Source organism: Pseudomonas sp. BNK-7 (assembly GCF_048072025.1).
In the GTDB taxonomy this organism is placed as follows: domain Bacteria; phylum Pseudomonadota; class Gammaproteobacteria; order Pseudomonadales; family Pseudomonadaceae; genus Aquipseudomonas; species Aquipseudomonas danubii.
This window is the reverse complement of sequence record NZ_CP182252.1, coordinates 5,315,196-5,326,943: the sequence shown is the minus strand read 5'-3', so window position 1 is coordinate 5,326,943 and position 11,748 is coordinate 5,315,196. Positions and strand designations below refer to the sequence as shown.

10 protein-coding genes are annotated in these 11,748 nt (G+C 62.5%); 3 read left to right on the top strand and 7 right to left on the bottom strand.

Annotation, left to right across the window (positions count from 1 at the left end; genetic code table 11):
• Positions 1 to 103: 103 nt before the first annotated feature.
• Positions 104 to 376 carry a hypothetical protein gene (locus ACMGF8_RS24040; RefSeq protein ID WP_416757416.1) on the bottom strand — a complete coding sequence of 91 codons (273 nt, stop codon included), beginning with the start codon at positions 374 to 376 and terminating at the stop codon, positions 104 to 106.
• 199 nt (positions 377 to 575) lie between these two features.
• Between ACMGF8_RS24040 and ACMGF8_RS24035 the strand changes: the two genes are divergently transcribed.
• Positions 576 to 3,209 (top strand): MGH1-like glycoside hydrolase domain-containing protein, encoded by a 2,634-nt coding sequence (locus ACMGF8_RS24035; protein WP_416757414.1) that lies wholly within the window; start codon positions 576 to 578, stop codon positions 3,207 to 3,209.
• A 50-nt stretch (positions 3,210 to 3,259) separates the two neighbouring features.
• Here ACMGF8_RS24035 and ACMGF8_RS24030 read toward each other — a convergent pair whose 3' ends face one another.
• The 3 genes from ACMGF8_RS24030 to ACMGF8_RS24020 all read right to left on the bottom strand — a co-directional run bounded on the left by ACMGF8_RS24030 (position 3,260) and on the right by ACMGF8_RS24020 (position 6,313).
• Positions 3,260 to 4,978: a hydrogenase maturation protein gene (locus ACMGF8_RS24030; RefSeq protein WP_305949877.1), complete on the bottom strand. Its 1,719-nt coding sequence runs from the start codon at positions 4,976 to 4,978 to the stop codon at positions 3,260 to 3,262.
• 259 nt (positions 4,979 to 5,237) lie between these two features.
• Complete coding sequence (locus tag ACMGF8_RS24025) at positions 5,238 to 5,552, bottom strand: SCP2 sterol-binding domain-containing protein (protein WP_011061945.1); 315 nt, start codon at positions 5,550 to 5,552, stop codon at positions 5,238 to 5,240.
• A gap of 50 nt (positions 5,553 to 5,602) precedes the next feature.
• Positions 5,603 to 6,313 carry a histidine phosphatase family protein gene (locus ACMGF8_RS24020; protein WP_102864874.1) on the bottom strand — a complete coding sequence of 237 codons (711 nt, stop codon included), beginning with the start codon at positions 6,311 to 6,313 and terminating at the stop codon, positions 5,603 to 5,605.
• Positions 6,314 to 6,516: 203 nt separating this feature from the next.
• Here ACMGF8_RS24020 and sohB point away from each other — a divergent pair, with 203 nt between their 5' ends.
• Positions 6,517 to 7,542: a protease SohB gene (gene sohB / locus ACMGF8_RS24015; protein ID WP_102864875.1), complete on the top strand. Its 1,026-nt coding sequence runs from the start codon at positions 6,517 to 6,519 to the stop codon at positions 7,540 to 7,542.
• A gap of 110 nt (positions 7,543 to 7,652) precedes the next feature.
• On the opposite strand, the gene ACMGF8_RS24010 is transcribed toward sohB, so the two are convergent.
• The gene (locus ACMGF8_RS24010; RefSeq protein ID WP_016966421.1) at positions 7,653 to 8,147 is read right to left on the bottom strand and encodes a DUF934 domain-containing protein; all 495 of its coding nucleotides are present in this window, start codon (positions 8,145 to 8,147) and stop codon (positions 7,653 to 7,655) included.
• Entirely contained in the window at positions 8,131 to 9,789 is a 1,659-nt protein-coding gene (locus ACMGF8_RS24005) for a nitrite/sulfite reductase (protein WP_047305033.1), read from the bottom strand. Before ACMGF8_RS24005 ends, ACMGF8_RS24010 begins: the two co-directional genes overlap by 17 nt.
• 596 nt (positions 9,790 to 10,385) lie before the next feature.
• On the opposite strand from ACMGF8_RS24005, the gene ACMGF8_RS24000 reads away from it, so the two are divergent.
• A complete protein-coding gene (locus tag ACMGF8_RS24000; protein ID WP_416757409.1) occupies positions 10,386 to 11,471 on the top strand; it encodes an ABC transporter substrate-binding protein in 1,086 nt (361 codons plus the stop codon).
• A 7-nt stretch (positions 11,472 to 11,478) separates the two neighbouring features.
• Here the strand turns inward: ACMGF8_RS24000 and ACMGF8_RS23995 are convergent, their stop codons facing one another.
• Positions 11,479 to 11,700, bottom strand: coding sequence for a DUF2970 domain-containing protein (locus ACMGF8_RS23995; protein WP_102864877.1), 222 nt, complete (start codon positions 11,698 to 11,700; stop codon positions 11,479 to 11,481).
• Positions 11,701 to 11,748 lie beyond the last annotated feature (48 nt).

Genomic DNA, 11,748 nt, shown 5'->3' with positions numbered 1-11,748 from the left:
CCAGAACGGGACAAGGCACTGGCAGGACAGGACTTTCTGAGTTTGCTGTAGGACTCAGGAGCGCGAGTGTGGATCAAGCGTGCCGCAGGTTCAATGGCGGGGCTCAGTCGAAGCCGACGCTTGCGCTGTGGCGGGTTTCGCGTTCGTGCAGCTGGTCGATATTGGTTTCGTAGGTGCACTGGCCGCTGCAGTGGTGCTCGTAGCTGATGGCCGGCTTGAACTGCAACTTGAGCTTCGGCGTGTCGCTCTCCGGTGCCGGGGCCTGGGCGGTGGCCGGCAACGGAGGCTGCGGGTAGCTCAGGTCAAGGCCGGTGGCCTGGGCCGAACAGGCTGCCATCAGTAACAGGCTGGGGTAAAACGCTTTGCAACTGAACATCATCGAATCCGCATGGCCATAAAAGGGTTGCCGATTATAACGAGCCAGGGGCGGAAAATTTAACCGCACAGGCTCTGGAGCGGGCTTTGCGCGGGGTTTTCGTCGCCGTGGACGTTTGCACCGTGAAACATTTGTCACGGGGCAGGGGGACCGCTCGCTCCTACACTGCAACTCATCTTCGTGGCCAAGGACACCTCCCATGCCGGCAAAGTCTGCACCCCGCCTTCTCGACACCCTTGAAGGCCAGCGCCTGCAAGGCAGCGAGGCCGAGCACTGGCGCCAGTGGGGCCCGTACCTGAGTGAGCGGCAGTGGGGCACGGTGCGCGAGGACTACAGCGCCGATGGCGATGCCTGGAGCTACTTCCCCCACGAGCATGCCCGTAGCCGCGCCTACCGCTGGGGCGAGGACGGGCTGGCGGGGTTTTCCGACAAGGCCCAGCACTGGTGCCTGGGGCTGGCGTTGTGGAACGAGCACGACAGCATTCTCAAGGAGCGTCTGTTCGGCCTGGACAATGCCGAGGGCAACCACGGCGAGGACGTCAAGGAGCTGTACTTCTACCTCGACGGCGTGCCCAGCCATGCCTACATGCGCATGCTCTACAAGTACCCCCAGGCGGCCTTTCCCTATGCCGACCTGGTGGCGGAAAACGCCCGTCGCGGCCTGAAGGATGCCGAGTACGAGATCCTCGATACCGGGGTGTTCGAGGACAACCGTTACTTTGATGTGACGGTGGAGTACGCCAAGCACAGGGCCGATGACATTTTCATGCTCGTCACCGTGCACAACCGTTTCCACCAGCCGGCGCGGCTGCGGGTGCTGCCTCAGGTCTGGGCGCGCAACACCTGGAGTTGGGGTGGCGACGAGCCGCGACCGAGCCTGCGCCTGGAGGGCGACAGGGTGCTGGCGCGGCACGGGCAACTGCCCGAGCGGCAGGTCACCGCCTGGGGCGCCGAGCCTTGCCAGTGGCTGTTCTGCAACAACGACAGCAACTTCCCCAAGCTGGACGGGCTGGCGACGCCGGGGCCGTTCAAGGACGGCATCAACGACTATCTGGTGGACGGGCAAGCCAGCGCGGTGGCCTTCGATGGCGGCACCCGGGTGGCGGCGCATTTCGTCCTGGAGCTGGCGGGCGGCGAGAGCAAGCGGCTGTTCCTGCGCTTTGCCCCGGCCGGCAGTGAACCGGTCAGCGCCCGCAACCTGTTCGAGCAGCGGCGGCGCGAGGCCGATGAGTTCTACGCGGCGCTGCAGCAGGGCATTGAAAGCGCGGACGCGCGCAATGTGCAGCGTCAGGCCCTGGCCGGGTTGCTGTGGTCCAAGCAACTGTATGACTTCGACGTCAACCGGTGGCTGGACGGCGATCCCGGGCAGCCGGCGCCCCCCAGCGAGCGCAAGCACTTGCGCAATACTCATTGGCGCCATCTGTCCAACTGCGACATCGTTTCCATGCCCGATACCTGGGAATACCCCTGGTATGCCTCCTGGGACCTGGGCTTCCAGGCGGTGGCCTTCGCCCTGATCGACCCCGGCTTTGCCAAGCAGCAACTGCTGTTGCTGGTCAAGGATCGGTTCATGCACCCCAACGGCCAGCTGCCGGCCTACGAGTGGCGCTTCGATGATGCCAACCCGCCGGTGCACGCCTGGGCCTGCTGGCGGGTCTATCAGCAGGAAAAGGCCCTGACTGGCGTGGGCGACCTGGACTTTCTCGAACGTATCTTCCACAAGCTGCTGCTGAATTTTTCCTGGTGGGTCAACCGCAAGGACGCCGAGGGCCGCAACCTGTTCCAGGGTGGTTTTCTCGGCCTGGACAATATCGCCCTGTTCGATCGTTCCGCGCCGTTGCCTGATGGTTTCACCCTGGATCAGGCCGACGGTACGGCCTGGGTCGCGGCCTACGCCCTGGACCTGATGCGCATCGCCCTGGAGCTGGCCAAGCGCAATGGCGTGTACGTGGACATTGCGGTGAAGTTCTTCGAGCACTTCCTTTATATCGCCGGGGCCATCAACCGCGTGGATCAAAGCGCCGAGGGGCTGTGGGACGAACAGGACCAGTTTTTCTACGACGTGCTGCACCGTCCCGATGGGCAGAACGAACCCCTGCGCCTGCGCTCCATCGTTGGCTTGATGCCGCTGTTCGCGGTGCAGGTGCTGGAGCAGCACGAGCACCAGAACCTGCCGGGGCTGGCCCAGCGCCTGCTGGGCTTCTTGCATCACCGGCCGGACCTGGCGAGCCTGGTGTCGCGCTGGTACGAACCGGGCAAGGGCAACCGCATGCTCCTGGCGCTGTTGCGCGGCGAGCGCACCAAGGACCTGCTCAAGCGCATGCTCGATGAAAGCGAGTTCCTCTCGGACTTCGGCATCCGCTCCCTGTCCAAGGCCTTCGAGCAGCCGTTCGCCATGCAGGTGGATGGCAAGCAACTGTGCGCCCGCTATGTACCGGCGGAGTCCGATTCACGGCTGTACGGCGGCAACTCCAACTGGCGCGGGCCGCTGTGGATGCCGATCAACTACCTGCTGATCGAATCCCTGCGTGAGTTTCATCGCTACTACGACGTCAACTTTTCGGTGGAGTACCCGCGGGGTTCGGGGTATCTGGCGTCCCTGGAGGAAGTGGCCGACGGCTTGAGCCAGCGCCTGACGCGATTGTTTCTGCTGGACGAGGAAGGGCGCAGGCCGTCCATGAGCGGCTATCCGCAGTTGCAGGTAGAGGCCGAGGACCGCGAGCTGGTGCTGTTCCATGAATATTTTCATGGTGAAACCGGGCGTGGGCTGGGGGCGTCCCATCAGACGGGGTGGACGGCGCTGGTGGCGCTGCTGTTACAGCCACGAGGCTGAAGGCGTCGCCCGGCGAGCCGGGCGACGGTTGCGCAAGGGGAGGCTTTGGATCAACCCACCAGGGCGATGTCCTGGGGCTTGGCCCAGGCTTCGATCAGCCGCTCCGGTGTGCAGCAGGTCTTGCGCTTGTAGACGAAGTTGCTGCACTTCTCGGCGAAGCCCTTGCGGTTTTGCACCATGTCCATGTGCATCTCTTCCAGCTCGGCGTTGCGGCAGTGCTGCATCAACTGTGGGTCGGCGTCCAGCTTGCGCTGGCGCAGGTGCTGGTAGCGCGGGTCGGTGAGTACGCCGTTGGCCCGTTGCAGCAGCCACAGGCCGAACTCGTCCGGGCAGCGCGGGCCGATCTCCTGGACCATGCCCATCTGCAGGGCCTGGAGGGCGCTGATGGGCAGGCAGGCTTCGGTCAGTTGCTTGGCCATGGCCTGGCCGACGGCGCGGGGCAGGCTGTAGGTCCAGTACTCGGAGCCGTACAGGCCCATGCTCTTGTAGTGCGGGTTGTACACGGTGTCGGCGCGGGCCAGGACCACGTCCGCGGCCAGGGCCAGCATCAGGCCGCCAGCGCCGGCATTGCCGGTCAGGCCGCTGACCACCAGTTGGCGGGCGCTGAGCAGTTCCAGGCAGACGTCGTCGATGGCCTGGATGTTGGCCCAGGCTTCCAGGCCCGGCACTTCGGCGGCCTGGATCACATTCAGGTGCACGCCGTTGCTGAAGGCGCCGCGGCCGCCGCGTACCAGCAGCACCTGGGTGTCTCGGGCCTTGGCCCAGCGCAGGGCGCTGACCAGGCGCTGGCATTGCTCAGTGCTCATGGCGCCGTTGTAGAACTCGAAGGTCAGCTCACCGACTCGGCCGGACTCGCGGTAGCGAATCGGCTGGTAGGACTCGGTGCTGAACGGGCTGCTGGAGACCGACCAGTCCAGCACCGGTACATCGGCCAGGCGTTCGCCGAGTACGTGTCGGGCCGGGCGCTTGAAGGTTTCTTCGCCGGGCTGGGGCTTGAGGCGCAGGGCGCCGATCCACAGGCTGTGGTCGCCGCAGGCCACCAGCACCGCATCGTCATGCACCGCCAGCAGTTGCCCGGGCATGCCGGTGCGCGAGTCCAGGTGAGCGTCGTACACGTAGTACTGACCGCCGGCGAGGCTGGCGAGGACGCCGGGCTGGCCGTCAGCGGCGTCGATGCTGCGCTTGATGAACTGCGCGCTGTCGTGCCAGCTGAAGGTGCGGTCGCACTGCTTCATGTTCGGTTGCAGGCGGCCAAGCACTGCGGGGTTGTCGTAGTCCAGAGGGACCGGGGTAAAGCCGTTGCGGAATTTTTCCACCACATCGCGGATGCAATGGATGGCGGCGTCGCTGACCAGGCCGTTGTACAGCTCGGACTTGCGCAGGCCGGCGGGCAGGTTGAATTCGTGGGTCGACCAGATTGGCCCGGCGTCCATTTCTTCCACCGCCTGCAACGCGGTGACGCCCCAGCGCTTGAGCTCCTTGCTGATGGCCCAGTCCAGGGCGCTGGCACCACGGTCGCCGACGATGCCTGGGTGAATGATCACCACCGGACGCTTGGCGTTGCTCCACAGCTGCTGCGGTACCCGGTCCTTGAGGAACGGGCAGATCACCAGGTCGGCCTCGGCCTCTTCGATCTGCCGGCAGACCTCTTCTTCACCGGTGAACAGCACCACGCTGGGGCGGTGCCCGGCCTGGCGCAGGTCGAGCCAGGCGCGTTGGGTCAGGCCGTTGAAGGCGGTGGACAGCAGGATGATCTTCAGTGATCGCATAAGCAGACTCTTCCGTGAGTGATAGCGGTGTGGCAAAGGGCTCCGGCTGTGCCGTCCCTGGCCGCAATGGAGGCGCAAGAGTAGAGGGGGGGGGCGAGGCACAAACTGACCGAGATCAATCAAGCGTGCGGCCGGAAGACTGAGCTGCCCAGTGGTATTGATCCAGGGCAAAGCGGCGGGCTAGAGGCGTTGCGTGGTGCAGAAACGACAAATCCCGCCACGGGGGCGGGATTTGTCTACAGCCGGACCTTGCGGGGTCTTAGGCTGGGAACAGCTCGCTCAGCTTCATGGCCAGCATCATGTCGCCTTCGGCGCGCAGTTTGCCGCCCATGAAGGCTTGCATGCCGTCGGTTTCGCCGCTGACGATGCCGTCCAGGGTTTCGCCGTCCATCACCAGGGTGACTTGGGCGTCTGGGTTTTCGCCTTCCTTGAGTTCACAGGTGCTGTCCTTGACGACCAGCGAGAAGTGCTTGGAATCATCGATGCGGAAACCGAAAACCAGGTCCAGGCCGGCAGCGGCAGCTGGGTTGAACTTGGCTTGCATGGCTTGTACGGCGTCAGCTACGGAGGTCATGGTTCGATCCTTTTATGGGTGGTTACAGCAAGGGTCACAGTAAGCCGGGCTCAACGGAAAGTGATGAGCTCCGGAGCCTTCAACAGTTGCAGATGGGCATGACCGTTGAAGGAAGCCAAAGACACCTCGCGCCCGCGGAACTTCAGCTGGTTGAGCGAGGTGTTGACGATTTGCCAATTCAGTTCGAACGCCTGCTGGGCAGGTATCCGGGTGATCAGGTGGAGCAGGGCGGTGATGGTGCCGCCGGAGGTGAATACGGCAATCTTGTGCTGGTTGTCCGCGGCTTCGAGAATCCGCTGCAGGCCGCCCTGGACCCGCTCGACGAAGCCCAGCCAGCTTTCCAGCCCGGGAGGATCGTAGGTGCCGGCCAGCCAGCGCTGGATGATCAGGGCGAAGATGCGTTGGAACTCGGCGCGGTTCTGCGCGGCGTTGCGCAGGATGTTCAGGGCTTCGGGTTCCTGGGGCAACAGGTCGGGGAGCAGGGCGCGGATAATGGCATCGGCGTCGAACTCGTTGAAGGCTGAATCGATTTCCAATGGCGGGTGGTCAAACCCGGCGGCGTTCATCTGTTCCATCGCGGCCTGCGCGGTGTGCTGCTGGCGCCGCAGGTCGCCGGACAGGCAGCGATCAAAGCTGATGCCCAGCGCCGCCAGATGCTCACCGAGCACTGCAGCCTGGCGCACGCCGGTGGCAGACAGCACGTCGTAGTCGTCTGCACCGAAAGAGGCTTGGCCATGTCGAATCAAATAGATGCTGCCCACGTCCGTGTCGTCCCGGTACGTTGAAAGTTTTGCGAGGTTATGAGGATGCCAGTGAGCTGTCAATGAAAAAACATACGCTTGTTTGAAATGCTTGTTGGAGCCTCGTAACACGAGGTTTCGCGACTGGTGGCCGACCGGTCGCGCCGGTATGCTGGAGCCCATTGCGCTGCTGGTTGGCAGCGGTTCATGTTTGAGGAGTCCCTGTGGAGTTTTTCGCCGAATACGCCAGTTTTCTGGCCAAGACCGTGACCCTGGTGGTCGCCATCCTGGTGGTGCTGATCACTGCCGCTGCGCTGCGCAGCAAGGGCCGCCGCAAAGGCACCGGGCAGTTGCAGGTCAGCAAGCTGAATGATTTCTACAAGGACCTGCGCGAGCGCCTGGAGCAGAGCCTGCTGGACAAGGATCAGCTCAAGGCCTTGCGCAAGGCCCAGGGCAAGACCGAGAAGAAACAGAAGAAACAACCGGCCGAGGCCAAGCCCCGGGTGTTCGTGCTGGACTTCAATGGCGATATCAAGGCTTCGGCGACCGAAGGCCTGCGCCATGAGATCACCGCCTTGCTGAGCCTGGCCACGCCCAAGGATGAAGTGGTGCTGCGTCTGGAAAGCGGTGGCGGCATGGTGCACAGCTATGGCCTGGCTTCCTCTCAACTGGCGCGTATTCGCCAGGCCGGGGTGCCTTTGACCGTATGCATCGACAAGGTGGCGGCCAGCGGCGGCTACATGATGGCCTGCATCGGTGAGAAGATTATCAGCGCGCCGTTCGCCATCCTCGGCTCCATCGGCGTGGTGGCCCAGTTGCCCAACGTCAACCGCCTGCTGAAAAAGCACGACATCGATTTTGAAGTGCTCACCGCCGGCGAGTACAAGCGCACCCTGACGGTGTTTGGCGAGAACACCGAGAAGGGCCGGGAGAAGTTCCAGGAAGACCTGGATGTGACCCATCAGTTGTTCAAGAACTTCGTGTCTCGCTATCGCCCGCAATTGGCCATTGATGAAGTGGCCACCGGTGAAGTCTGGTTGGGCGTGGCGGCGCAGGAGAAGCTGCTGGTGGACGAGCTGAAAACCAGCGATGAGTACCTGGCGGACAAAGCCAAGAATGCCGAGGTGTTCCACCTGCACTATGCCGAGCGCAAGAGCTTGCAGGAGCGTGTGGGGCTGGCGGCCAGCGGTTCCATCGACCGCGTGCTGCTGACCTGGTGGAGCCGCCTGACCCAGCAGCGTTTCTGGTAAGCCACCACTTGCAGAAGCCGGCAAGCCGGCTATTGCGCCAGGGTCGGAAGCAGGTACAAAAAAGCCCTGGACCGGGAAACCGGTTCAGGGCTTTTTGTTGGCGCCAGGGCTTAGCGGCGACGGAACAGCGGCAGCGGTTCGTCGGTAGCGGCCTGGTAGGTCACCGAGAAGTCCTTGAGGCTTTCAAGGGCTTCGTAGGGGTCCTTGTCGGCCCGCAGGGCGTAGGCGTCGAAGCCGCAGCGGTGCAGGTAGAACAGCTGGTCGCGCAACACGTCGCCAATCGCTCGCAGTTCGCCTTTGTAGCCATAACGGTCACGCAGCAGGCGGGCGTTGGAGTAGTTGCGGCCATCGGTAAAGGCCGGGAAGTTCAGGGCAATGACCTGGAAATGCTCGACGTCGTCACCGATCTCCTCGGCTTCTTCGTCCGCATCCAGCCACACGCCCAGACCGCCATCGCGGGCCTTGAGGGCGTGGGCGTGGTCGCGCCACAAGGCCAGCGGCACGATCAGGTCGTCGCAGTTGGAGATGCCGTCGAGGGTCGCGTCCTTGGGCAGCAAGTGCCAGGTTTCGTCGATGACCTCGTTGTTCTTAATGATTCGCTGCATAGACGCGCTCCTTGAAGAGGTCGATGCCAATACGTTGATAGGTGTCGATGAAGCGTTCGTCTTCGGTACGTTGTTCCACGTACACGTCGATCAGCTTCGAGATCACGTCGGGCATGTCGTCCTGGGCGAAGGACGGGCCGAGGATCTTGCCCAGGCTCGCGTCGCGGCTGGCGCTACCACCCAGGGACACCTGGTAGAACTCCTCGCCTTTCTTGTCCACTCCGAGGATGCCGATGTGGCCGACGTGGTGGTGACCGCAGGCGTTCATGCAGCCGGAGATGTTCAGGTCCAGCTCGCCGATGTCGAACAGGTAGTCCAGGTCGTCGAAACGGCGCTGGATGGATTCGGCGATCGGGATCGACTTGGCGTTGGCCAGGGAGCAGAAGTCGCCGCCCGGGCAGCAGATGATGTCGGTCAGCAGGCCGATGTTCGGCGTGGCGAAACCGTTTTCACGCAGCTCGCCCCACAGGGTGAACAGTTGGCTCTGCTCGACGTCGGCGAGAATCACGTTCTGTTCATGGGAGGTGCGCAACTGGCCGAAGCTGTAACGGTCGGCCAGATCGGCGATGGCGTCGAACTGCTTGTCGGTCACGTCCCCCGGCGCTACGCCGGTAGGTTTGAGCGACAGGGTCACGGCAACGTAGCCCGGCTTCTTGTGGGCCAGGGTGTTGCGCGCACGCCAGCGGGCAAAGCCCGGGTGCTCCTTGTCCAGGGCCGCCAGTTCGGCGTCCTGGTTGCTCAGGGCCTTGTAGTCGGGGTCGACGAAGTGTTTAGCCACCCGATGCACTTCGGCTTCGGTGAGGGTGGTCTGGCCGCCCCGCAGGTGGACCATTTCCGCCTCGACCTTCTCGGCGAACACTTCCGGCGTCAGGGCCTTGACCAGGATCTTGATCCGCGCCTTGTACTTGTTGTCGCGACGGCCGTAGCGGTTGTAGACCCGCAGGATGGCGTCGAGGTAGCTCAACAGGTCCTGCCAGGGCAGGAACTCGTTGATGAAGGCGCCGACCACCGGGGTACGGCCCAGACCGCCACCGACCAGCACGCGGAAACCCAGCTCGCCGGCAGCGTTGTACACCGGCTCCAGGCCAATGTCGTGGACCTCGATGGCTGCGCGGTCGGAAGTCGAGCCGTTGATGGCGATCTTGAACTTGCGCGGCAGATAGGCGAATTCGGGGTGGAAGGTGGTCCATTGACGGACGATCTCGCACCAGGGGCGCGGGTCGATCAACTCGTCGGCGGCGACACCGGCAAACTGGTCGGTGGTGACGTTACGCAGGCAGTTGCCGCTGGTCTGGATGGCGTGCATCTGCACGGTGGCCAGTTCGGCCAGGATGTCCGGCACGTCTTCCAGGGCTGGCCAGTTGAACTGCACGTTTTGCCGGGTGCTGATGTGCGCATAGCCCTTGTCGTAGTCACGGGCGATCTTGGCCATCATCCGCGCCTGGCGCGAGGTCAATTGGCCGTAAGGCACGGCTACCCGCAGCATTGGGGCAAAACGTTGGATATAAAGGCCATTCTGCAGGCGCAGGGGACGGAATTCCTCTTCGCTCAGCTCGCCTGCCAGATAGCGTCGGGTCTGATCACGGAACTGCTTGACGCGGTCCTCGATGATCCGCTGATCGTACTCGTCGTATACGTACATATAGGTCCAGTTCTCAGGCTACAGGTGGCGCCAAAGCGCACTTGGCAAATACTGCGGTGAACGGCTTCGGTACGTTGCTTCGACTGGCGTCGACCGGGGCTTGTCGCCGGTTTCACCTCGTCCTGCCTTCGTTCTCGCTCAACCCCACCCATGTAAGCAAATCTGCGCGCACGGCCGCGCACTCCGGTCGGAGCCGCCGAACGATACCAGTTTGTGGTTATGCGCAAAAGTGATGTTTGAGTATATGCAAAGAACCAAAACGACTAACGGTAGGGGTATATGAGTATCCACATTTGAGGTGGGGACAATCCTGGTCTTAACTGTGGTCGTGTCTTTGAGCAGTCACCGACAAAATCTACTAGAGGCGATGCTATGAGCCATCCAACCAAAACAAGGAAAAGTGACAGTAGCGTTGATGCTTGGGCCATTCTCTTTCTGATCATACTGGTCGTGGGTACGGCCGTGTTTTGGGTCAGCCACCAGTAGTCGAGCGTAAAAGAAGAGCCCGAATTGTCGGACAATCAGGACAATTTGCCGCCGTTGGCCAGCAATTTGCCAGTTATACTGCCTGGGATAATCCAGGGGCTCTTTTCACAATGTTCAAGGTTCTGTGCAAGTGGGTGATATGTCTGAGTTTGCCGTTCTGGGCGGTGGCTCAAGCAACGTCGGTGGTGTTTCTCAACCCCGGTAATTCAACGGAAACCTTCTGGGTCAGTTATTCGCGGTTCATGCAGGCAGCCGCCCGGGATCTGGGCATGGACCTGCAAATTCTCTATGGCGAACGCAATCCGCAGAATTCTCTCGATCAGGCTCGGGAGCTGTTTCAGCGAGCGCAAAAGCCCGATTACCTGATATTGGTCAACGAACAGTATGTCGCTCCGCAGATCCTGCGCATGTCGCAGGGTTCCGGGGTCAAGCTATTTATCGTCAACAGCCCACTGACCGAGGATCAGCGGGCGTTGATCCGCCAAAGTCGCAGCAGTTACTCCGATTGGATCGGCAGCATGATGAGCAACGATGAAGAGGCCGGTTATCGGATGCTCAAGGAGTTGTTGCGCCAGCATGGCCCTTTGCCTGCCGGGCAAACAATCGATTTGCTGGCCTTTTCCGGGGTGAAAGTCACGCCGGCCGCGCAGTTGCGCGAGCAAGGGCTGCACCGGGCCCTGGCGGAAAATCCTCAGGTGCGTCTGCGCCAGCTCGTGTATGGCGAATGGAACCGGCAGCGGGCGCACGAACAAGCACAACAGCTGTTGCAGCGCTATCCACAGACGCAACTGATCTGGTCGGCTAACGACGAAATGGCTCTGGGGGCCATGCAGGCTGCCCGGGAATTGGGTCGCAAGCCGGGGCGCGATCTGCTGTTCAGTGGACTCAACAGTTCGCCCGAAGCCTTGCAGGCATTGATCGACGGGGAGTTGTCGGTGCTGATGGCCGGACATTTCACCAGCGGCGGCTGGGCCCTGGTGGCCCTGCATGATGATGCGCTGGGGTTCGATGCTCGACGTCTGGGAGGGCCGGACTGGCATTTGTCGTTGTTCCAGTCATTGACCCGTGACCAGGCCCGGCAACTAATGCGCCTGGGCGATCAGGTCGGTGCCCGGGTCGATTTTCGCGGGCTGTCCGCCCAAGGCAAGCTGGACAGCTACCGCTATCCCTTCAGTTTGCAGCTGTTGCTGCGCTGACGCCGTTTCAGACTCCCGCCAGGTGCATCGCCAGGTTGGCGATGCCCAGCAGCACCAGCACGAACAGGGTGGTAAAGAGAATGCCCAGCACGATGAAGTGACTGGGTTTGCCGTGACTGAAGTCCCGGGCGCGATTTTTCCCGCTTTGTACGCCGAAGGCGGCCGCCAGCACGCTTTGCAGCATCTGCAGGAAGGTTGGGGGCTGATTGTCGCTGCTTGGATCGTCCATAAATCCCTCGACACGGTTGGGTGTCAACAGAGCATAGACAATGTCGCC

Coding starts and splice junctions, on each gene's coding strand:
- ACMGF8_RS24000 (WP_416757409.1), top strand. CDS start 10,386: ATGTTCAAGGTTCTGTGCAAGTGGGTGATATGTCTGAGTTTGCCGTTC.
- ACMGF8_RS24025 (WP_011061945.1), bottom strand. CDS start 5,552: ATGACCTCCGTAGCTGACGCCGTACAAGCCATGCAAGCCAAGTTCAAC.
- ACMGF8_RS24030 (WP_305949877.1), bottom strand. CDS start 4,978: ATGCGATCACTGAAGATCATCCTGCTGTCCACCGCCTTCAACGGCCTG.
- ACMGF8_RS24010 (WP_016966421.1), bottom strand. CDS start 8,147: ATGCAGCGAATCATTAAGAACAACGAGGTCATCGACGAAACCTGGCAC.
- ACMGF8_RS23995 (WP_102864877.1), bottom strand. CDS start 11,700: ATGGACGATCCAAGCAGCGACAATCAGCCCCCAACCTTCCTGCAGATG.
- ACMGF8_RS24040 (WP_416757416.1), bottom strand. CDS start 376: ATGTTCAGTTGCAAAGCGTTTTACCCCAGCCTGTTACTGATGGCAGCC.
- ACMGF8_RS24035 (WP_416757414.1), top strand. CDS start 576: ATGCCGGCAAAGTCTGCACCCCGCCTTCTCGACACCCTTGAAGGCCAG.
- ACMGF8_RS24005 (WP_047305033.1), bottom strand. CDS start 9,789: ATGTACGTATACGACGAGTACGATCAGCGGATCATCGAGGACCGCGTC.